General features: G+C 56.9%; 18 protein-coding genes. 7 read left to right on the top strand and 11 right to left on the bottom strand.

The genetic code is table 11. The features are described from left to right. Positions 1-66: 66 nt before the first annotated feature. From GO984_RS04070 to GO984_RS04060, 3 genes are all read left to right on the top strand, one after another. Positions 67-555 carry a class I SAM-dependent methyltransferase gene (locus GO984_RS04070; RefSeq protein ID WP_157021302.1) on the top strand — a complete coding sequence of 163 codons (489 nt, stop codon included), beginning with the start codon at positions 67-69 and terminating at the stop codon, positions 553-555. Positions 556-935: 380 nt separating this feature from the next. Continuing rightward, complete coding sequence (locus tag GO984_RS04065; RefSeq protein ID WP_157021301.1) at positions 936-1,565, top strand: glutathione S-transferase family protein; 630 nt, start codon at positions 936-938, stop codon at positions 1,563-1,565. A gap of 46 nt (positions 1,566-1,611) precedes the next feature. Next, a complete protein-coding gene (locus GO984_RS04060) occupies positions 1,612-2,277 on the top strand; it encodes a TetR/AcrR family transcriptional regulator (RefSeq protein WP_157021300.1) in 666 nt (221 codons plus the stop codon). 65 nt (positions 2,278-2,342) lie between these two features. On the opposite strand, the gene GO984_RS04055 is transcribed toward GO984_RS04060, so the two are convergent. Beyond that, on the bottom strand, positions 2,343-5,771 hold the full coding sequence (locus GO984_RS04055) for an indolepyruvate ferredoxin oxidoreductase family protein (RefSeq protein WP_157021299.1): 3,429 nt from the start codon (positions 5,769-5,771) through the stop codon (positions 2,343-2,345). Positions 5,772-5,916: 145 nt separating this feature from the next. Here GO984_RS04055 and GO984_RS04050 point away from each other — a divergent pair, with 145 nt between their 5' ends. Beyond that, positions 5,917-6,375: an Lrp/AsnC family transcriptional regulator gene (locus GO984_RS04050; protein ID WP_157021298.1), complete on the top strand. Its 459-nt coding sequence runs from the start codon at positions 5,917-5,919 to the stop codon at positions 6,373-6,375. A 73-nt stretch (positions 6,376-6,448) separates the two neighbouring features. On the opposite strand, the gene GO984_RS04045 is transcribed toward GO984_RS04050, so the two are convergent. Continuing rightward, positions 6,449-6,841: a DUF3307 domain-containing protein gene (locus tag GO984_RS04045; RefSeq protein ID WP_167740217.1), complete on the bottom strand. Its 393-nt coding sequence runs from the start codon at positions 6,839-6,841 to the stop codon at positions 6,449-6,451. A gap of 240 nt (positions 6,842-7,081) precedes the next feature. Between GO984_RS04045 and GO984_RS04040 the strand changes: the two genes are divergently transcribed. After that, the gene (locus tag GO984_RS04040; protein ID WP_157021297.1) at positions 7,082-10,039 is read left to right on the top strand and encodes an ABC transporter transmembrane domain-containing protein; all 2,958 of its coding nucleotides are present in this window, start codon (positions 7,082-7,084) and stop codon (positions 10,037-10,039) included. A 32-nt stretch (positions 10,040-10,071) separates the two neighbouring features. Here GO984_RS04040 and GO984_RS04035 read toward each other — a convergent pair whose 3' ends face one another. From GO984_RS04035 to GO984_RS04000, 8 genes are all read right to left on the bottom strand, one after another. Then, on the bottom strand, positions 10,072-10,356 hold the full coding sequence (locus GO984_RS04035) for an ArsR/SmtB family transcription factor (protein WP_157021833.1): 285 nt from the start codon (positions 10,354-10,356) through the stop codon (positions 10,072-10,074). A 125-nt stretch (positions 10,357-10,481) separates the two neighbouring features. After that, positions 10,482-11,714: a mandelate racemase/muconate lactonizing enzyme family protein gene (locus tag GO984_RS04030; protein ID WP_157021296.1), complete on the bottom strand. Its 1,233-nt coding sequence runs from the start codon at positions 11,712-11,714 to the stop codon at positions 10,482-10,484. 93 nt (positions 11,715-11,807) lie between these two features. Beyond that, positions 11,808-12,896 (bottom strand): Zn-dependent alcohol dehydrogenase, encoded by a 1,089-nt coding sequence (locus GO984_RS04025; protein ID WP_157021295.1) that lies wholly within the window; start codon positions 12,894-12,896, stop codon positions 11,808-11,810. Between the two features lie 78 nt (positions 12,897-12,974). Further along, positions 12,975-14,177: a TCR/Tet family MFS transporter gene (locus GO984_RS04020; RefSeq protein ID WP_157021294.1), complete on the bottom strand. Its 1,203-nt coding sequence runs from the start codon at positions 14,175-14,177 to the stop codon at positions 12,975-12,977. A 64-nt stretch (positions 14,178-14,241) separates the two neighbouring features. Continuing rightward, positions 14,242-15,588 carry a lyase family protein gene (locus tag GO984_RS04015; protein WP_157021293.1) on the bottom strand — a complete coding sequence of 449 codons (1,347 nt, stop codon included), beginning with the start codon at positions 15,586-15,588 and terminating at the stop codon, positions 14,242-14,244. Further along, the gene (pcaD, locus tag GO984_RS04010; RefSeq protein WP_157021292.1) at positions 15,588-16,388 is read right to left on the bottom strand and encodes a 3-oxoadipate enol-lactonase; all 801 of its coding nucleotides are present in this window, start codon (positions 16,386-16,388) and stop codon (positions 15,588-15,590) included. Before pcaD ends, GO984_RS04015 begins: the two co-directional genes overlap by 1 nt. Before the next feature lie 82 nt (positions 16,389-16,470). Further along, the gene (locus GO984_RS04005) at positions 16,471-17,445 is read right to left on the bottom strand and encodes a threonine ammonia-lyase (protein ID WP_157021291.1); all 975 of its coding nucleotides are present in this window, start codon (positions 17,443-17,445) and stop codon (positions 16,471-16,473) included. A 47-nt stretch (positions 17,446-17,492) separates the two neighbouring features. Continuing rightward, entirely contained in the window at positions 17,493-18,179 is a 687-nt protein-coding gene (locus GO984_RS04000; protein WP_157021290.1) for a haloacid dehalogenase type II, read from the bottom strand. Positions 18,180-18,338: 159 nt separating this feature from the next. On the opposite strand from GO984_RS04000, the gene GO984_RS03995 reads away from it, so the two are divergent. Together GO984_RS03995 and GO984_RS03990 are read left to right on the top strand one after the other, a co-directional pair. Then, the gene (locus GO984_RS03995) at positions 18,339-18,767 is read left to right on the top strand and encodes an FKBP-type peptidyl-prolyl cis-trans isomerase (RefSeq protein WP_157021289.1); all 429 of its coding nucleotides are present in this window, start codon (positions 18,339-18,341) and stop codon (positions 18,765-18,767) included. A 66-nt stretch (positions 18,768-18,833) separates the two neighbouring features. After that, positions 18,834-19,910 carry an NAD(P)H-dependent flavin oxidoreductase gene (locus tag GO984_RS03990; RefSeq protein WP_157021288.1) on the top strand — a complete coding sequence of 359 codons (1,077 nt, stop codon included), beginning with the start codon at positions 18,834-18,836 and terminating at the stop codon, positions 19,908-19,910. 55 nt (positions 19,911-19,965) lie between these two features. Here the strand turns inward: GO984_RS03990 and GO984_RS03985 are convergent, their stop codons facing one another. Then, complete coding sequence (locus GO984_RS03985; protein ID WP_157021287.1) at positions 19,966-20,757, bottom strand: enoyl-ACP reductase FabI; 792 nt, start codon at positions 20,755-20,757, stop codon at positions 19,966-19,968. Between the last annotated feature and the right edge of the window lie 4 nt (positions 20,758-20,761).

Here is a 20,761-nt window from a genome sequence, read left to right as displayed (position 1 = left end):
GTCATTCTCTGGCACATGGGGTTGGATTAACCTGAAGCGCATTTTCAGGCCAAAAGGAGTTTGCTCATGTCGTCCCGTCTTGATCTGTTTATTGACCGAATGGTGTCGCAACGCGCCTGTCTGGATTTTGCTATTTCTGAAACGGCGGCAATGTCGGGTCCGGTGTTTGAGCTGGGGTTGGGCAATGGCCGCACCTACCACCACATGCGCCGTTACGTCGAAAATCGCGACATCTTTGTTTTTGAACGTGCGGTGGCCTCTCACCCTGACAGCACTCCGCCCGAAGACAGGGTCATTTTAGGTGATGTGCGTGAAACCCTGCCACAGTCACTGGAGCGCTTTGGTCCGGTGGCCAGTTTGGTCCACGCAGATCTGGGGGGGCATAACCGTCAAAAGAACGATATCTTTGCCCGGTTCGTCTCGCCATTGATCGAACCGCTGATGGCGCCGGGTGGGTTAATGGTTTCATCTGACCGGATGTATTTCGATACCCTGACCGAGGTTGCGCTGCCTGAAGGTGCTGTTGAAGAACGCTGCTTTATCTATCGTCGCTGATTGGTCGCCTGCGTTGTTGTTTGCACAGGTGAAGTGGTCCGCCAAGGAGGCATCCTTGGCGGTTGTTCTATATAAGTGATCGTTCAATTCCATAATCTGGTTACGAGCGGCGGTACCGCGCAAGCGGGTTAGGCCGGGGATTTTATCCCCCGTGCGTAGATGCATCTCGTTAGCGCCCCGGTCCAACGGGGCCCTGATCCTGTTGCCGGGGACGTTACGCCCAGCGGTAATCGCGATTGCAGCAGAAGGTGACATGTCGATGAAAACATCCCGTAAAGTGACCTTGCGCTGCCAGTGCGCTGTCACCGCGATATCTGGTTGCGAGGATGTGGGGTTGCCGCCTAGGCTGTGTCCAACCAAGTGCGGCAAGGAAGCTGGTAATGATTTTTTACGACTGTTCTACAGCTCCCAACCCGCGCCGGGCACGGATGTTCATCGCCGAAAAGGGGCTAGAGATCGAAAGTCATGACATTTCGATCGCCAAGGGTGAGCAGCTGGGTTCGGCTTTTAAAGCCATAAACCCAAACGCGACTGTGCCGGTGTTGATCACCGATGATGGCACCATGCTGACCGAAAATCTTGGGATTGCCGCCTATCTGGAAGCGGCCCATCCTAACCCGCCTTTGATGGGAGACACCGCTGAAGAAAAAGGGATGGTGCTGATGTGGAATGCGATTGCCGAACAGCAAGGTGGTATGCCAATCGCCGAGGCTTTGCGGAACTCCAACCCATTTTTTGAAGATCGTGCAATTCCCGGACCGGTGGACTATGCGCAGGTGCCAGAACTGGTGACGCGCGGATTGGATCGTACTGCCAGGTTCTTTGACCTGCTGGAACAGCGGCTACAAACAAGCCGCTATCTGGCTACTGCGGAGTTCACTCTGGCAGACATCAGCGCTTTTGTGTTTGTCGAATTTGCCCGTGTGATCAAAACGCGTATTCCTGAAGGGAATACTGCTACGTTAGCCTGGCACGCAGGGATCAAATCTCGCCCAAGCGCGCAGGTCTAACGTTCATTCGCTCATTGCTTTTGCTGCTCAATACGAAAGGTAGACCATGTCCCCGAAACCAGTTCTGCGCCGCGATGACCCCGAAGCTGAACCCCTTGTGGGCAATATCAAAGTCACCCGCGATGACTGGTTGAATGTGGCGATGGATGTGTTGATTTCGGATGGGGTTGAGCGGGTCAAAGTGTTGGCTTTGGCTGAACGGATGGCGGTCTCGCGGTCGTCGTTCTACTGGTACTTCAAAACGCGACAGGATTTGCTGGATGCCTTGTTGAAGAGTTGGGAACAGACCAATACCGCTGGACTGGTGGGGCAGGCCAAGGCTGAGGCCAAGACCGTGACTGCCGCTGTTTTGAATGTCTGGCGTTGCACTGCCAATCCTGACTTGTTTAACACATCACTGGATTTTGCTGTGCGGGACTGGGCGCGCCGCTCTGGGCCTGTGCGCAACTTGCTGGATCGATCTGACGCCCGTCGGGTGGAGGCCCTGACTGAGATGTTCCAACGCTATGACTTCCCTGAGGTCGAGGCGCAGGCGCGTGCCAAGGCGTTGTATTACATGCAGTTGGGGTATGACATGGCGGGGCTGAACGAAAGTGGCAGCTACCGGTTGGCGATGACCTCTGAGTATTTGAAGGTGTTCACTGGGTGTGAGCCGGAACCGGGTGAGTTGGAAGAATTTTCCAGCTATTCGCTACAGTTTTGGGATCCTTGACGACACTACACGCTGGGTCGAGTGGGGGGGAGCCCCACTCCATATCTGTGGAATGGGTGTTGGAGCTAGCCCTTGAGAGATGCAAGTTCCTTGTCTGCGGCGGCTTTTACCGATTTAGCAGCTTCTAGCCGAACGGGACCATAGCCGCGGATTTCCATTGGCGCTGCGAGAATATCCCGGCAGCGATTGTGGGTGCCTGCGCTATAGTTTTGCGCAACCTGATCCAGAGCGGCTTCGAACCATGTCAGCAACTCCCGGTGCAGCTTGGCCTCTGCGTGATAGCCGAAGATATTGAGCGAGCTGCCGCGCAAACGTTTGCCTTTGGCCAGTATCGACATGACAGGCCGCAGCCAGGCGCCAAATGCGCGCTTCAGCGGGCGTCCGCGACCATCTACCTTACGGCTTAGAAGCGGTGGGGCTAGGTGGTATTTGACGGTGAAGTCGCCTTCGAACTCACCTTCGATCTGATGCTTGAAGTCTGGACTGGTCAGTAGTCGGGCCACCTCAAATTCGTCTTTGTACGCCATCAGTTTGAACAAGGACTTTGCTGCCAATGGTGCCAGTTCTTCTGCAGCCGCTGCGGGCAGGGACTTGCGAAATTTTGACAGAGAGGTGGAATAGCGTTTGGCGTAATCGACATCCTGATAGCCGGTCAGGAATGTGGCGCGGCGCTGGATCAAGTCGATCAGTGTTTCCTTGGGTGCGGGCGTTTCGTCGTAGTGGTCGGCCACCAGTTTTGGGTCAACAGCAATGGCGCGGCCGATCGCCAGGGCCAGACGGTTCTTCTCAATGGCCACTCCGTTCAGAACAATGGCCTGGTCCAGTGCGCCCGCGCCGACAGGTACCAACCCTTGTTGCCAGGCAAAGCCCAGCATCATCACATTTGCCAGCACCGCATCGCCCAACAGGGTTTCTGCAGCTTCGTTGGCGTTGAACCCAGACAGGTTGTTTGTCCCGACAACCGAGGCAATGGCCTGTTCGCGCATATCTGTCTTCAAATCGGCATCGCGCCGAAGTACCAGGTCACCGGTGGGCATTTCTGCCCGGTTTAGCACAATGCGCGTGTCGCCGTTGTAATGGATCGAGGCCTTTGGGGCGGAACTCACCACGATATCGCAGCCGATCACCGCGTCTGCGGCGCCCTGGTCGATGCGGACTTGATTGACCGCTTCGGGGGTCGATGACAGGCGGATATAGCTAAGAACAGTGCCAAATTTCTGCGCAAAACCAGTGAAGTCCAGCACGCTAGAGCCTTTGCCCTCCAGATGCGCAGCCATGGTGATCAAGGCACCAACTGTGACGACCCCGGTGCCGCCAACACCTGTGACCAGCAGGTCAAACGGTTTCGTCAACGCCGGAAGATCAGGAGTGGGCAGGCCGGCAACCAGCTGCGCGGCATCCAAATCAGCGGGCTGTTTCTTTCGACGGGTGGCCCCTTCAACGGTGACAAAGCTGGGACAAAACCCGTTCAGGCAGGAAAAGTCCTTGTTACAACTGGACAGGTTGATCTTGCGCTTACGACCAAATGGCGTCTCTTTAGGTTCGACGCTCAGGCAGTTGGATTCAATAGAGCAATCGCCACAGCCTTCGCAGACCAGATCGTTGATTATGGCGAACTTCTTGGGGTCGTCCATTGTACCCCGTTTACGGCGGCGGCGCTTCTCAGTGGCGCAGGTCTGTTCATAGATCAGCACAGTGACACCGGGGATCTCGCGCAGCTCCCGTTGTACAGCATCTAAAGTGCTTCGATCATGGAATGTGGTGCCTGCGGGAAAATCAGAGATCGAGAACTTGCCGATGTCATCGGAGACCAGCGCGATGCGTTCCACCCCCTCGGCGCGGCAGGTCTGCGCAATTCCCGAAACACTGACCGGGCCATCCACCGGCTGACCGCCGGTCATCGCTACGGCATCGTTATAGAGGATTTTATAGGTGATGTTGGTATTTGCTGCGACGGCCTGCCGGATCGCCAGCGATCCCGAATGGTACCAGGTGCCTTCGCCAAGGTTCTGAAATACGTGCTTGCCACCGTTGAACAGCGACGCAGCCGACCAGGTGACGCCTTCGCCGCCCATTTGGGCATAGCCAGCAGTGTCGCGGTCCATCCAGCTGGCCATCACGTGACAGCCAATGCCAGATTTTGCGGTGCTGCCTTCGGGCAGTTTGGTTGAACTGTTATGCGGGCAACCAGAGCAGAAATACGGCGTCCGGTTGGCACCTGAAATATTCAGCAGATTGGGCGGTGTTTCGGTCAGTGCCTTCGCCCTGGCTGGCAGATTTTCACCGGGGAAGAACCGGTCCAGACGCGCGGCGACAATTGGCACCAGCATCAAGGGGCTCAGCTCACCGGTCCAGGGGATCAGAGGCTCACCCTGACTGTCGTACTTTCCGGTCATCTTTTCTGGTTTGTCACCGGGCCAGTCATAGAAATATTCTTTGAATTGTGACTCGATGATGCCGCGCTTTTCTTCGACCACCAGTACTTCCTGTTTGCCGTTTACAAAGCGCAGTGCTTCAGGGCGGGCCAGGGGCCAGACCATGCCGACTTTGTAGACGTCGATACCCAAGCGGCGGCAGGTCTCTTCGTCCAAACCCAGCAAGCGCAAGGCTTCCATCAGGTCCAAATGGCCCTTGCCGGTGGTGACAAACCCAAAACTTGCCTTGGGCAGATCGTAAATCCGACGGTCAATTGGATTGGCCTCTGCAAAGGCGCGTACTGCCTTTAGTTTCGCACGAATGCGGGTTTCGATTTCAGGGCTGGGCAAGTCGGTTGGGCGCACATGCAGCCCGCCGGGGTACGGGGGCAATTCAGGTAGGGTGAAAGTTCGATCCGGCGCCAGCTCAACCGAGCGGGCACTTTCCACGGTTTCCGACACAGCCTTGAACCCAACCCAAGTGCCGGAATAGCGCGACAGGGCAAAGCCATATTCCCCATAGGTGAGGAATTCGTCGACCGTTGCAGGATTTAGCACGGGCATGAACCAGGACATAAAGGCGACGTCGGACTGGTGCGGCATCGAAGAACTGACGCAACCATGGTCATCACCTGCTACCACCAGAACACCACCTTTGGAGGATGATCCATAGGCATTGCCGTGCTTCAGCGCATCCCCTGAACGGTCAACACCCGGACCTTTGCCATACCACATCGAGAACACACCCTCGACGTCACACTCGGGGTCTAGCACCGCCTGCTGCGCTCCCAGCACTGCCGTGGCGCCCAGATCTTCGTTTACGGCGGGCATAAACGTGATGCGATTGTCTTCCATCCGCTGCTTGGACCGCCAGAACTCCAAATCAACAGCGCCAAGTGGTGAGCCGCGATAGCCCGAAACAAAACCAGCAGTGTCCAACCCTGCTGTTCTATCGCGCCGTGCCTGATCCAGCATGACCCGCGCCAGGGCTTGGGTGCCGGTTAAAAAAACCCGGCCGGTCTCATGGGCGTAACGGTCATCCAGTTGGTATTGGAGAAATTTGTGGGTCAGCTGGGTCATGGCGGACATCCCTTGCGCGATCTGTTGTGTTGCCGAAATGATAAACCAGTATTTGTGGGTAATGTTTTCAATCTATCTGGCGTATGTTGAAATTTTGGGTAGATTGACCGAAATTTGGGTAAGTTTCGAATTGAGGTTTCAATACATGAATATCGACGACCGAGATCGGCGAATTCTGACGCTTCTGCAACAGGATGCCCGTATGTCGAATGCAGATCTGGCTGAAGCTGTTGGAATGTCGGCTTCGGCACTGTGGCGGCGGGTGCGGGCGCTGGAGGCGGGCGGCGTGATTGAACGCTATGGGGCCATCGTTAACCCGTCAGCGATGGGACTGGGGTTTCAGGCCATCGTGCATGTGCACCTGACCCGGCACGACCCGGAAAAGCTTGTTGAATTCATCCGCGCCGTTGAGGGCAGCGCCTTGGTGCAAGAGTGTTATGCCACAACAGGTCAGGCCGATTATCACCTGCGAATTTTAGCTCCGGACCTGGAGGCCTATAATCTATTTCTGGAGCAGTTCCTGTTTCAGTTGCCTGCCGTGGCCAGCGCCCAAACCAATTTGGTCCTGCGCACTATCAAACACAACAAACCAGTGTCACCTTGATCAGGATCCGCTTTCATCTAGCCAGAAATATCCCGGGGTTTGGGGCAGAGCCCCAAGAGGGCAGCTTTAGGTATTAGGTCGCGACGTATTCAACCCAGGCCCAGACCATCGCCAGATAGGTCAAATGATGCAGCGCTTGATCTGTCCCCATAGCGCACCAGAATAGACCCATGGTGGGGGTCAGCTTCTTGACCTCAGAGAAGCGGGCCTTGCAGTAATCTATGTTGAAATGGACAACCCATTCCAAGGCGCAGAGGATTATGATGAATGCGGTGGGGGCGCCGAACCAGACCAATACCAGAATTGAGCCAAGGGCATGCACAGCTGCATGCTGGGCCCGCCCCATATGCATATACTCACCCCGGCCAGACAGCATTTTGGGAGTTTGCATGTAGAAATCGGCAAACATATGCTTGATCTGAAACAGACACAGCAGCAGCAGTACAGATCCGACATATTCCGGCACGAGACGGTTTCCCTTAACAATGTAAGTTTCAGAAGCTTACGGATTTTTTTGGCAATGGCAAACGGGCATTGAAATATGTTCCGCAACGGGATTTCAACTACGGGAAATGCTCAAAACCATTGCCTGTTCTGGTAAAATCGCGCTAGGCATTAATGAAACATTTTTTCTCAGCCACAACGGAGCCGTCCCATCGAGCGCTCGCTTTTCCGTTTCATCTGGAAATACTCTAAACGTGACCAGTTGGTTTTGCTGCTGGTAACCACGACGCTGTTTCCACTACTCTTCCTGACACTCGAACTTCCCAAGCGGATCATCAATGATGCCATTGGTGCGCAGACGTCTATCATTGACGTGCTGGGACGACCGGTTGATCAGCTGAGTTATCTCTGGTTGCTCTGTGGCGGGTTTCTATTGGCAGTGACGGTACATGGTTTGATGAAAATGCGCATCAACACCATGAAGGGCGTACTGGCGGAGCGCATGCTGCGGCGGTTTCGCTATCAGTTGATTGCCCGGGTTCTGCGGTTTCCACAACCTTACTTCGAACGGGTCAGCCAGGGTGAGCTGGTGTCGATGATCACTGCCGAAAGTGAGCCGATGGGGGGGCTGATGGGGGATGCCATCAGTCAACCGGTCCTGCAGGCCGGGCAGATGATCACCATCTTGTCGTTCCTGTTTTTGCAAAATGTCTGGTTCGGGTTGGCCGCCGTGGCGCTGATCCCGTTGCAGGGCTGGCTGATCCCGATGTTGCAGCGGCGTATCAACCTGTTGAACAAGAAACGTATAAAACAGGTGCGCGCACTGGCCGCTGAAATCGGTGAAAGCGCCGCCGGGGCGTCCACGTTGCGGATCAACGGTGGCTGGCGTTACCGGATGGCGGTGATCACCGCGCGTTTGGGGCGGCTGTATGATATCCGCCTAGAGATCTACCAGAAGAAATTCTTTATGAAGTTCCTCAACAACTTCATCACGCAATTAACGCCATTTCTATTCTACGCAATTGGCGGCTATCTGGTGCTGCAAGGCTCGGTTTCGCTGGGCGCGCTGGTCGCGGCACTGGCGGCTTACAAAGATCTTGCTTCGCCATGGAAAGAGCTGCTGGCCTATTACAATCAGACCCAGGACATGAGCCTGCGTTGGGATGTGATCATGGAGCGGTTTGCCCCAGCAGGCATGGTGGATGAGACGCTGATGGTGGGAGAGCCTGACGATTTGGTGCATCTCAAAGGCGATGTCGTTCTGGACAGCGTCAACGTACGTGATGCCGATGGCAATCTTGTTCTCGAAGATCTCAGCGCCCGACTGCCGGCTGGCAAAGTGGTGGGTATCGCAGCGCCGTCAGAAGAAGACCGTCGTGCGATGGCAGAACTGTTGACCCGGGAACTGTTGCCTTCGGTTGGAACGGTCTCTGTTGCGGGTCATGATCTGAGCAAGCTTCATCAGGCGGTTATTGCTGCGCGTATTGGACATGCGACCTCGCGGCCAGTGCTGTTTCAGGGCTCTTTTGGTGACAACGTGATGATGCCAATGCGGCCCCGGCCCAGCGGCGAGGCGCGTAACGCTGTACAGTTTGAAAAAGCAAAGAAAGCGGGCAACAGCCCTGATCCGCATGATGCCCCTTGGCTGGATCCATCCTTGGCCGGATTCACCAACGAGGGTGAGCTGCGCGATTGGTGGTTGAAACTGGTAGAAGGTATCGGTTCGGAGACCGCCCTGTTCAGGCGTGGCATGGAGCAACGTTTCGATCCCAAAACACATCCGATTTTGAGCGGCAGATTGGTAAAGGTACGCGCGCAGGTGCAACAGGCTGTGCGCGATGCAGGTCTTCTCCAACACACCTTTTTATTGAAGCCTGATCAGTACAATCCGGCCCTGCCTGTGGCAGAGAACCTTCTTTATGCCACGCCACATGCGCCAATCACCGAAACGGTTCTGGCTGAGCAGACCGATTTTTTGGATCTGATCAAAGAGCTGAACCTGGATGAAGATCTGGTGGCATTGACTCAGGACGTGGTCGATATGCTGCGCCAGATTTTTGGCTTGGACGGTACTGACCATCCGCTATTCAGAAAATTGGGGCTAGAGCCATCTGCCTACGAGGCCGCCTTGGCGCTTGTTGAGAAAACCCGTTCCAAAGGAGCGGATGTATTGGACCACAAAGAGCTGGCGCAATTGCTGATCGTACCGTTCCGGATTTCAGCAGAACAGATTGGGCCTGCCTTTAGCGAAGATATGCAGAGCCGCATTTTGACGTTCCGCCAAAGTCATTCTACCCGACTGATGGCCACATTGGGCGATCTGTTTGTACCGTTGAACATTGAACAGTTCGCACCTGGGCTGACGGTTATGGAAAACGCTCTGTTTGGCAAAATCTCTGACCTTGCTGGGGCCAAAGGTGATGAGCTGCGCAAACTGGTGGCAGAGCTGTTGGTAGACCAGGGTGTCCGTGATTTGGTGGTTGAACTGATTTTTGATTTGCCGATTGCGCTCGGCGGGCAGGGGCTGGCTGCCAGCTTTGCTGAACCACTGGCCTTCTCGCGTGCCACCGTCAAACGGCCTGATATTCTAATCCTGGATTCAGCAATGTCGAGCTATGATCTGGATACCCGCATATCGGTCCACAAGAACCTGCGTCGCCTGCTGCCGGATACCACTCTGATCTATCTTAGCGACAGTTTCGAAAGTCCCGAGGTCTTTGACGTCTACTACGAGTTGCGTCAGGGCCGGTTGGTCACTGATGAGGTCGAGGATGCTGTGGTTGAAGATGGAGCCGCCAGCGCCGATCTGGCGCGCAAGCTGCGCGCACTGGAGCAAACTGAACTGTTTTCTGGCTTGAATCGCCGTCAGCTGAGGCTGTTGGCCTTTAGTGCACGTTGGTATCAAGCTGATGTGGGCGAGGTTGTGTTTCTGAAGGACGACGAGGCCAGTGATGGTGCCTATATGATCCTGGAAGGTGAGGCGGGCCTATACTTACCTGCGGAGGGGCAGGCGGACCGATTGATTGCGACGGTTGGTCCCGGACGCTTGGTTGGTGAATTGGGCTTGATCCGCAAAGAACCCCGATCGCTGAGCATGATTGCCCAAAGCGATTTGACCTGTCTTCGTATTGGGGAAGAGGAATTCTTTGCGGTGGTCGAGAACGACGCGGCCACCGCATTCAAATTGCTGCAGGTTGTGGCTGGGTATGTATCAAACTGATTGCGGTTTGTAACCGAGGCCTAGTTATATCTCTACTCAGCGCCGCAGAACAGGCCATACAGCAGATTGATCACCTGTTCGGTGTTACCGTCAGTCAGCGAGTAATAGATGGTTTTGCCATCGCGCCGGGTGGCGACCAGCCCATCGTCGCGCAATCGGGCCAACATCTGGCTGACAGCGGCCTGACGGATATCCAGCAGGGCCTCCAGCTCTCCAACAGATTTCTCACCTGCGCTCAGGTGGCACAGGATCATCAATCGCCCTTCGTGTGCCAGAGTCTTGAGAAAGGCGGCCGCTTGAGCCGCGCTTTGGGACATGTCTGTTGGCGGATCCGCTGCAATCTGTTCGGGAGTCTGGGAGGTCACGTCACTTTAGTCCTGCTGAGGTTGCTCGCTATATAGTGCCTCAACCGGAATAGGGAAGTCACCCCCTTGTCATTTCCCTATTCATCCAATGGCGGAGCGCCTCCAGCGAAACTGTTTGGTCCAACATAGCTGCAGGGGGTCTCCTGCATATTGAGATGAAGATCCGCGCCAGTGAAGGGGTGGGCGCGGGCCAATGCTTCGTCTACCTCAATTCCCAGTCCCGCCGCAGTGGGCAGAGAAATGAAGCCTTCTTCGACTTGGATCGTGCCTTTGATCAGGTCGCTATGAAAGGGCGTTTCGATGCTTTCCGCCATCAGGATGTTGGGGATCGAGGCCGCCAGCTGGATGTTGGCCGCCCACTCGATGGGGCCCGCATAAAGATGAGGGGCGATCTGGGCGTTGTAGACTTCGGCCAGGGTGGCGATTTTCTTGGTTTCCCAGATGCCCCCAGAACGGCCCAAGGCCGGTTGCAGGATGCTGGCGGCACCCGACCGGAGAACCGGTGCAAACTCGGCTTTTGTTGTCAGCCTTTCGCCGGTTGCAATCGGGATCTTTGTTGCACTCGCAACTTTCGTCATTTCGTTGACATTGTCTGGCGGGACAGGTTCTTCGAACCACAAGGGGGCGTAGGGTTCGATGGCCTGTGCCAGCCGGATGGCACCAGCGGTGGTGAACTGGCCATGGGTGCCAAACAACAGATCGGCGCTGTCCCCGACCGCCTCGCGGATGGCTTTGCAAAAGGCGGCGGACGTCGAGATATCTCTCATCGCAGGCATATGGCCGCCGCGCATAGTATAAGGACCGGCCGGATCAAATTTTACCGCTGTGTATCCCTGCTCAACTAGTCTGGCTGCGCTCTCTGCGGCCATCTCGGGTGAGGCCCAGAACTCTGACATGCTGTGGTGGGGGAGCGGGTAGAGATAGGTATAGGCGCGGATGCGGTCATTCATCCGGCCGCCAATCAGGGCATGCACGGGACGATCCCGATCCTTGCCCAATATATCCCAGCAAGCGATTTCCAACCCGGAAAAGGCCCCCATCACCGTCAGGTCTGGACGCTGGGTAAATCCCGATGAATAGGTCCGGCGAAACATCAACTCGATGTTTTCAGGGTTCTCGTCTGCCATGTGGCGTTCAAAAACGTCCCGGATGACATGGGTCATGGCCTCTGGCCCAACCGAGGCGGCGTAACACTCGCCCCAGCCGGTGACGCCGGTATCAGTGGTGAGTTTGACCAATATCCAATACCGCCCCCCCCAACCCGGAGCTGGTGGCGCGGTGATGATGACATCGAGATCTTGCAGTTTCATGGGCTGAACTCTCGTTTTGCGTAGGGTGTGTGCTTGCACGCACCACTGCTGGAAAAGGTGCGTGCAAGCACACACCCTACAATGGAAGCAGGTTCAGCGATTGAACAGGATGACATTGCGCTTGGCGCTGCCCGTTTTGGTATCCGCAATCGCTTCGTTGATTTGTTCCAGTGACCAACGACCGGAAATCAATTCATCCAGTTTAAGCCGACCCTGCTGATACAAGTCGATCATCCAGGGAATGTCCCGTTGGATAACCACATCCCCCATTTTGGAACCAATCAATCCCTGACCCACGGCAGCCAGCATCACAGGTTCATAGCTTGCCTTGGCGCCGGAATGCGGCATGCCAATCATGATGGCCTTGCCGCCACGAGCAAGATAGCGCGGCGCCTGCTCGTAGGCCGGAATCGCGCCAACGGTGATTAGCACCGCATCGGCGCCGCGCCCGCCAAGCGCCTTGTAGGACGCGCGCCAGGGTTGGTCCTGGGTGGCCAGAACGCCATGGGTCGCACCGAATTCCTTGGCAATCGCTAGCTTTTCTTCGCTCATGTCTACCGCAACAATGCGGCGCGCCCCTGCGATGCGGGCCCCTTGAATGGCATTGAGTCCCACACCGCCAGCGCCGATCACCACGACATCCTGACCTGGGCGCAGCTGGGCAGCATTGACCACAGCACCAACCCCCGTGATTACTCCGCACGAAATCAGTGAGGCGACGTCTTTGCCCAGATTGTGCGGGATTTTCACAATCTGCCGTTGGTCCACCACGACCTTTTCGGCGAAGGCTCCACAGGCCATGGCCTGCTCCAGCGGTTTACCGTCGGAGGTCCGCAAAGGACCATCGCCGTTGTATGATGTTTCGCAGATTGTTGGCTTGCCGCCCGCACAGCTGGGGCAAGTGCCGCAGGAGCGGATCAGGGTGACCACAACTGGATCACCGGCAGAAAAATCCGACACACCAGATCCAACAGCGCTGATGACCCCGGCGGCCTCATGTCCATAAACTGCGGGCAACTGCCCCCCCCATGCCCCTTCGGCATAGGAAATATCGCTGTGGCAGATCGCAACCGCATCCAGCGTAACCTCGACTTCTCCCATGTCAGGTGCCGCCAGCTGCACCTCCTCGACCACCAATGGTGCACCGAATTCGCGGCAGACTGCGGCCTTGATGGTTTGCATGAAATTCTCCCGTTTGTTGCCAATACGGTGACCCGCAACCGCGGATGCCGCAAGACAGAAAACGTCAAGAACAGGTCGTTATGACGCCACGGAGGTTTTGGTGCGCAGAAAAATAAACAACCCAATTCCCATCAATCCCAATGCAACAAGAAACGGCGCACCGGGGAGATAGATGGGAGCACCTTCGCGACTGAACTGAGCAAAGACGGAGGCCATCATCATTGGGGAAATTATCATCGCCAGCGCGTTGACGGCGGTCATGACGCCTTGTAATTCGCCCTGTTGATTGTCGTCGACCATTTTCGACATGATCGCCTGTAAAGCCGGTGTCACCACGGCACCCATTGCGGTGATTGGGGTCAGGATCAGCGCCAGTACGCCACTGGTAATGAAGGCCAGAAAACTGAAACCGACAAAATCAAAGATCTGACCGTAAATGACGACATTGCGTTCGCCGAAGCGGCGGATCACATGGCGCAGCAACCCGCCCTGCACAAAGGCCATCATCGAGCCAAAAATGGCCAATGACACTCCGATCATCTGTGGCGACCAGTTAAACCGTTCTTCGGTGAAATAGGACCAGATGGCCGGATAGACATAGATCGAAACGGAATACAGGAAATAGACCCAAAGCAGCCGTTGGATGCCGGGGATACGCGCCATGGAGCGGAACGCACCAAAAGGATGAGCACGACGCCAGTCGAAGGCGCGTCGGGTTTTGTCGGTGACGGTTTCATTCATCACAAACCAGCCAAGGGTGAAGTTCATGGCAGCCAATATGGCGGCGGCATAGAAGGGCGCGCGGGTGCCCAATTCGCCCAATAGACCGCCAACCAGAGGACCCAGCACAAAGCCAACACCAAACGCGGCACCCAACATGCCAAAGTTGGCGGCTTTTTCTTTGGAATCAGAAACATCGGCCATATAGGCCCCGGCCGTGGCATGGGTCGCCGCAGTGATGCCACCGATCAGACGCCCCAAAAGCAACAGCCACATGGTATGGGCCAGCGCCATCAGCACATAGTCCAGCACCATGACAAACAGGGACAAGAGCAGCACCGGCCGACGGCCGTAGGCATCAGACAGGTTGCCAAGGATTGGGCTGAACAGGAATTGCATCACCGCAAAAGAGGTGGCCAGAATACCTCCCCATAGGGCTGCATCGGCCAGGCTGCCGCCCTGCACCTCAACAATCAGGCCAGGCATGATGGGCATGATCAGACCAACGCCCATGGCATCGATCATCACGGTGGTCAGGATAAACAGAAAGGGCAGGCGCATCGTTAGTCATTCTCTGGTTAGATTGGACGTGACCGTAGCGGCGGCCTGCAGCAGGGGGAAGGTGTCAGGAGGTGGGATCTGCCAGAGATGCCGCAACGTCGGTGGCAAAACACCGGGCTTCGGTTGGGGCCTGTCCCAGTTGTTGGTCGGCATCAAAGAGAGCGGCGGAATCCAGTTGTGGATAGTCGCGTTTTACCAGTGTGCGTAGGGGTGTACCCGTAGCTGCGGCCTCTTTGCACAGCGTTTTGGTGATGGCCTGCGCCTCGGGGCGTGGCAGGGTTTCGGTCAACGCAAAACTAAGGGCTTCGGCGTGGATCATGTCGAACCCGGCGTTTAGTGCAGAGTGCATGGCGGCAGGGTTGGGCGTGATACCGGCAGACAGCTCGCGGCTGACCCGTGCTGCGCTTGCTGATGCAAGAACAATCTGCGGTAGGCACAGCCATTCGCTGAACCATGCGGCGCCATCGCGTTGGTGTTGGTGCATGGAGGCAGAGTGCAGCACAGACATCAAAGCCGTGTTTTGCCTGGCCAAGGCAATCAGAACGGAAGGCGCTACCGGGTTTTGTTTTTGCGGCATGGTCGAAGAGGAACCGGACCCACTCAAAACGAGTTCTCCAATGCCGGTCTGAACCAGAGCGGTGCAATCTTCACCAATTTTGCCAAGCGCCAGATTTACGCGCAGCATCCAGTCCGCAATGCGCAGAATCGGGCTGCGGTCAGTGTGCCAACTGCGGCCCGGATCCCCCAGTGATAGGGCCTTGGCAAGCTCTGCGCGCAGATCTGCGGATTGCATGCCCAAAGCCGCGGCTGTACCCGCTGCGCCGGACAATGAAACCAGCAGGCAGGTGTCGCGCAGGCTGGGAAGTTCTTGCAACAACGCCAGCAAAGGCGCACCCCAACTTGCGGCAACCGCGCCAAAACTGGTGGGTGTCGCATGTTGACCGTAGGTACGGGCAGGCATCGGCAGATCTGCGTGTGCGTCGGCCAGCTTAGCCAACGACTGGGTTGTGGACAGAAGGTCGGCCTCGATCAGCATCAGCGCCTGACGCAGACGTAACATCAGGCCCGTGTCCATGATGTCCTGTGATGTGGCCCCCCAGTGGACATATTGCGCGTGTTCGGGAGCATTCATCTCTGCACGAAATGCCGAGACCAAACCCGGCACTGGCACGCCATTCTGGCCAGTGGGTTTGCGCAGGCTGGAAGGATCTACCTGTACCTCCATCACGGCGCGCGAAATGGCAGCGGCGCTGTCTGCGGGGATCACCCCGGCGGCCCCTTGAACCTTGGCCAAGGCCCCTTCCACCAGCAATATGGCGCGGACCTCGGCGCTATCGGTGAATAGCCTGCCAGCGTCGCCGCTGGTGAAAAGGTCGCCATAAAGCTGGCTGTCAAAAACGGAGGCTGCCATTAGGTGTCCTTTGCAATGTGGCCGGTGTCATCAAGAAACCTGGACAAGAGGGCTGCGTATTCAGCAGGCTGTTCAACGCAGGGCAGGTGGCCTGCCTTGCGGATCAGAGAGAACGAGGAGCCGGGGATCAGGTCAATTGTTTCGCGCACCAGATCGGGTGGTGTGGCGCCATCCTCAGATCCAGCGATACCCAGTGTGGGCAGACGCAAACCGCTGGTTGGGGTGTAAAAATCAGTGCCGGCAATGGCTGAACAACAGCCCGCGTAACCAGCGGCGGATTGTTGAACCAACATATTGCGCCACAGGGTGATGTCCGGAGAGGCGCGAAATCCACGAGCAAACCAACGGTCCATGATCGCATCGGCCAGCGGTTCGATACCGTTTTGGTTCACCGCCTGGACACGCTGCTTCCACATATCGGCGGTGCCAATTTTTGCTGCGGTGTTCGACAAAACCAGCGCGCGGATTTGGTCCAGCCGTTTCACGGCCAGGCCCTGTGCGATCATGCCGCCAATGGATAGCCCGACAAACATACAGTCCCGGATGTCCAGAAAATCCAGCAGTTGCTCGGCATCCCGGATCAGCGTGCCCATGGAATAGGGCGCGGATGGCACCGAGGAAAGCCCGTGGCCACGCAGGTCATAGCGGATCAGCTTCACCCCGGCTGGCAGCAATGGCAGCACTGCATCCCACAACCTCAGATCGGTCCCCAGCGAGTTGGCAAAGACAACCGGCGCGCCATCCGGATCGCCGTCAACCCGATAGTGTAGCTGAACATCTCCCAGATCTGCGATGTGCATGGTTTGCCTCTTTGTATTGTTTGGCGCACATGTAACCGGGGAGGCGCTGGGGGGTAAAGGGCGAAGCCACAGGCAAGATGCGTCAGTTGAAACGTTGAAGCGCCTCGGTGAACATTGCGGGGTCCACATTGCCGCCCGTGGCAACCACCATCACCGTTTCGCTGTTCAGTTTGTCACCGTGAAACAGGGCTGCGGCCAGGGAGATGGCACCGCCGGGTTCCAGTACGATCTTTAACCGCGAAAATGCCAGCGCAGTGGCGTGCAGGGCTTCGTCTTCGCTCACAACCAGACCGGGGCCGCAGAGCCGCTTTAGGATGGGAAAGGTGATTTGCCCTGGTTCGGGTGTCAGAATGGCGTCACAGATCGAACCGGCGGTCTGCGTGTTGCGCTCAATTTGACCTGATGCCAGCGAGCGCGTGACGTCATCAAAGCCCTGTGGTTCACAAGGACGGACCTGCATCTGTGGCGCGTGGGATTCCAGCGCCAGCGCTATGCCCGAGGTCAGACCGCCGCCGCCGCAATTGACCAGAACCTCGCCTTCGGTGACGCCCTGTTCGGCCGCTTGGCTGGCAATTTCTAGTCCAACGGTGCCCTGACCGGCGATCACCAGTGGTTCGTCAAACGGCTTAATCAGCGTCAGGTCCCGTTCGTTCGCAAGACTTTGACCGATGGCATCGCGATCTTCACTGGCGCGATCATACAGCACGACCTCAGCACCCAAGGCGCGGGTGTTGTCGATTTTCAGCTTTGGCGCATCGGCAGGCATTACAATCACGGAAGGTGCGCCATGCAGGCTGGCGGCATGGGCAATACCCTGTGCGTGGTTGCCGCTGGAATAGGCGATGACGCCTTTCTTGCGCGCGACCTCGTCCAGCGCCGACAGGGCAGACCAGGCACCGCGAAACTTGAACGATCCGGTATGCTGCAGGCATTCCGGTTTTACCAGAACGCGACGTCCGGCGATGTCATCCAGAAAGGGGGAGGACAACAGCGGTGTTTTCCGGGCGTGGCCCTTTAGTCGCTGTGCGGCGGCTTCGATCATGGCAATGGATGTCATGGGGCAGACTTTCTTGGATAGTATCTTGGAGTTCTTGTTCAGGCTATCTAGCCAGCGGCCAGTTCCGGAATTGTCGTGAGGTCGGACAGAATATACCGGGGTGTCCAGGGGAGCCTGTCGACGGGTTCGCTTGCGCGATTGGCCCAGGCGGTGATGAACCCATAGCCAGTGGCCGCTGCGGCATCCCAACCGTTAGAAGAGACAAATAACACTTCGTCCTTGGCACAGCCAAAACGAGCGCCGACCAGATCGTAGACCCGTGCATCAGGTTTGAAGATGCCGACGCTTTGAACCGACAGCACATCGTCCAGCACATTGCCGATGTCGGCGGATTGCACAGCACCGTCCAACATGGCTGGAGACCCATTGGAGAGGATCGCGGTGTTTAGCCCGGCCTCTTTCAGAGCCTTTAGCATTGCAGGGACCTCGGGATAGGCTTGCAACTGCCAATAAAGATCCAGCAGCCGTTGTCGCAGCTTGTCGTCACCATCCAACCCGATGGCCTCGAGCGCCCAGTCCAACCCGTTTTGGGTGACCTCCCAAAAATCGGCATGGGCGCCAGTGATTGCACGCAGCCAAGTGTATTGCAGTTGCTTCAGCCGCCAATGGTTGGCCAATTCAATCCAGCTGTCGCGCAGTTGCGGGAAGTCCGGCTCTGCCGCGGCCTGTCGGGCGGCGGCTGAGACATCAAACAAGGTGCCATAGGCATCAAAAATACAGGTTGTGATTGGCATGTCGTTCTCCCTTGCGGGAACAGTGACACAGGCCTGTGCAGGGGGGAAGCAGGATATTGTATGCCACACAAAGACCTGAACCGCTGTGCTTGGACTTTACATTTCGCGGTCAGGGATTAGGTTAGCGCGCTTTGAAGTTCCAGACAGATTGGACCCCCTATGACCGAGGTCAAAACCGGCGACACCGTGCGCATCCACTACACCGGAACCCTGCTGGATGGCAGTGTTTTCGACAGCTCTGAAGGTCGCGATCCGCTGGAATTCACAGTTGGCAGCGGCATGGTCATCGAAGGTATGGATGCAGAAATGCCGGGCATGGTTGCCGGTAGTAAGAAAACGATCCAGATCCCCTGCGCCAAAGCCTATGGTCCGTTGAACCCGGACGCTCGTCAGGCCATCCCACGTGAAGGAATTCCGGACGATATCCCATTGGAAATTGGAACTCAGTTGCAGATGCAGTCGCCTGACGGACATGCACTGCCGGTGACAGTGGTGGAAGTTGATGAGGCGACTGTTACGCTGGACGCCAACCACCCGCTGGCGGGTAAAGACCTGACATTTGAAATCGAACTGGTCTCGATCAACTGATCTCACGGGGTTGCACCATCGTTTAATCCGGGTTTTGTTTGCCGCTAACAGGCAGGGAGACGTGGAATGGGCGCGGTGCATAATGAATTGACCAAGAAGATCGGCCTGCGCTGGCCGATCTTTCAGGCCCCGATGGCTGGGGTGAGCACTCCGGCGATGGCTGTCGCAGTCAGCAATGCTGGTGGATTGGGCGCCGTAGGCATTGGCGCCGCCAGTGTCGATCAAGCCCGCGCAATGATCCACGAAATCCGCGCGGCCACAGATAAGCCATTCCACGTCAATGTGTTTTGTCATCCGCCGGCCCAGGCTGATGCAGAAGTCGAGGGCGCGTGGCTAGCAAAATTGACACCTCTGTTTGAACGCTTTTCTGCTGCTCCACCAGTTGAACTGCATGAAATCTATAAAAGCTTCAGCGCAGACACTGATATGCAGGATATGTTGGTGCAAGAACGTCCATCAGTGGTGAGCTTTCACTTTGGATTGCCACCTGCTGCGGTCATTTCGGCGCTTCACAACGCAGGTGTGATATTGTTGGCCAGTGCCACCTCCTTGGCTGAGGGACGGCAGGTTCAGGCCGCGGGCATAGATTGCGTGGTGGCGCAAGGCTGGGAGGCCGGTGGTCATCGTGGTGTGTTTGATCCTGAAGGCGCGGATGAACGGCTGCCGGCACTGGAGTTGACGCAAACGCTGGTGGCGGCTTTGGATATTCCAGTGATTGCGGCTGGTGGGTTGATGGATGGGGCCGATATCGCGGCGGCTTTATCAGTCGGGGCGTCGTCGGCGCAGTTGGGCACGGCGTTTATTGACTGTCCAGAGAGTCTGGCTGATGCCGGCTATCGCACTGCCCTACATTCGGATGCGGCTAAGGACACCATGATGCTGGCGCAGATCTCTGGGCGTGCCGCGCGCTGTTTGGCAAATGATTTCACAGTTTGGGCGGCACAAAATGGCGATGTCCAAGTGCCAGACTATCCGATTGCCTATGACGCAGGTAAAGCACTGAATGCGGCCGCAAAGGCGGCGGGTTCAACCGGGTTTGGCGCGCAGTGGGCTGGGATGGGGGCGCCGCGCTCGCGCAGCATGCCAGCCGCGGATTTGGTTGCGGATTTGGCAGCTGAAATGCAGATTGCGATGGCGGGTTAATCAAATGAAAAGGGCACCCATAGGGTGCCCTGATGTAATGTCTGAGGTCGGTTGTTTACAGGTGATCGGGCTGCGGCATACCCAGCACATGGAACCCACCGTCAACGCGGATGATCTCGCCTGTGGTACAAGCACCAGCATCAGACGCCAGATAGACAGCGGTGCCGCCTACAGCTTCAAGCGTTGCGTTTGACCGCATTGGTGCGTTCTGATCAGTGTGCTTGTAGGTTTTGCGCGCACCACCAATCGCGGCGCCAGCCAGAGTTTTCATCGGGCCGGGCGAAATCGCATTGACGCGAATGCCTTCGGGACCGAGGTCGTTGGCCAGATAACGGGTGGCGGATTCCAGCGCCGCTTTGGCCACGCCCATCACGTTGTAGCTGGGGCAGACCCGGTTTGAGCCCTGATACGTCAGGGTCAGCAGCGTGCCGCCATTATCAACCATCAGCGGATGCGCCCGACGGGCAACCTCGATGAAGGAATAAGCAGAGATATCCAGCGAGTTCTTGAAGTTGGCGCGGCTGGTGTTGAGGAAACGACCAGTCAGCTCGTTCTTGTCAGAATATGCAATCGCGTGGACGACAAAGTCGATGGTGGGCCAGCGGCTGCCAAGTTGCTCAAATGCAGTATCCAGCGAGGCGTCATCGGTGACATCGACGTCGACCATGAAGTCGCTGCCGACGCTTTCAGCCAGTGGCTGCAGGCGTTTGCCAAAGGCCTCACCCTGATAGGTGAAGGCCAGTTCGGCACCGGCTTCGGCCATAGCTTTGGCGATGCCCCAGGCGATAGAACGCTCGTTGGCGACGCCCATGATCAGGCCGCGCTTGCCCTGTAGTGGTCCAGACATATCC

Source organism: Parasedimentitalea huanghaiensis, assembly GCF_009753675.1.
GTDB lineage: Bacteria > Pseudomonadota > Alphaproteobacteria > Rhodobacterales > Rhodobacteraceae > Parasedimentitalea > Parasedimentitalea huanghaiensis.
This window is presented reverse-complemented; position numbering and strand designations above follow the sequence as displayed.

What these genes read in the sequence shown, in the direction of transcription:
- GO984_RS03985 (WP_157021287.1), bottom strand. Translation starts at nt 20,757, where the DNA reads ATGTCTGGACCACTACAGGGCAAGCGCGGCCTGATCATGGGCGTCGCC.
- GO984_RS04035 (WP_157021833.1), bottom strand. Translation starts at nt 10,356, where the DNA reads ATGTCCCAAAGCGCGGCTCAAGCGGCCGCCTTTCTCAAGACTCTGGCA.
- GO984_RS04000 (WP_157021290.1), bottom strand. Translation starts at nt 18,179, where the DNA reads ATGCCAATCACAACCTGTATTTTTGATGCCTATGGCACCTTGTTTGAT.
- GO984_RS04050 (WP_157021298.1), top strand. Translation starts at nt 5,917, where the DNA reads ATGAATATCGACGACCGAGATCGGCGAATTCTGACGCTTCTGCAACAG.
- GO984_RS04060 (WP_157021300.1), top strand. Translation starts at nt 1,612, where the DNA reads ATGTCCCCGAAACCAGTTCTGCGCCGCGATGACCCCGAAGCTGAACCC.
- GO984_RS04065 (WP_157021301.1), top strand. Translation starts at nt 936, where the DNA reads ATGATTTTTTACGACTGTTCTACAGCTCCCAACCCGCGCCGGGCACGG.
- GO984_RS04020 (WP_157021294.1), bottom strand. Translation starts at nt 14,177, where the DNA reads ATGCGCCTGCCCTTTCTGTTTATCCTGACCACCGTGATGATCGATGCC.
- GO984_RS04005 (WP_157021291.1), bottom strand. Translation starts at nt 17,445, where the DNA reads ATGACATCCATTGCCATGATCGAAGCCGCCGCACAGCGACTAAAGGGC.
- GO984_RS03995 (WP_157021289.1), top strand. Translation starts at nt 18,339, where the DNA reads ATGACCGAGGTCAAAACCGGCGACACCGTGCGCATCCACTACACCGGA.
- GO984_RS04015 (WP_157021293.1), bottom strand. Translation starts at nt 15,588, where the DNA reads ATGGCAGCCTCCGTTTTTGACAGCCAGCTTTATGGCGACCTTTTCACC.
- GO984_RS04070 (WP_157021302.1), top strand. Translation starts at nt 67, where the DNA reads ATGTCGTCCCGTCTTGATCTGTTTATTGACCGAATGGTGTCGCAACGC.
- GO984_RS04055 (WP_157021299.1), bottom strand. Translation starts at nt 5,771, where the DNA reads ATGACCCAGCTGACCCACAAATTTCTCCAATACCAACTGGATGACCGT.
- GO984_RS04025 (WP_157021295.1), bottom strand. Translation starts at nt 12,896, where the DNA reads ATGCAAACCATCAAGGCCGCAGTCTGCCGCGAATTCGGTGCACCATTG.
- GO984_RS04030 (WP_157021296.1), bottom strand. Translation starts at nt 11,714, where the DNA reads ATGAAACTGCAAGATCTCGATGTCATCATCACCGCGCCACCAGCTCCG.
- pcaD (WP_157021292.1), bottom strand. Translation starts at nt 16,388, where the DNA reads ATGCACATCGCAGATCTGGGAGATGTTCAGCTACACTATCGGGTTGAC.
- GO984_RS03990 (WP_157021288.1), top strand. Translation starts at nt 18,834, where the DNA reads ATGGGCGCGGTGCATAATGAATTGACCAAGAAGATCGGCCTGCGCTGG.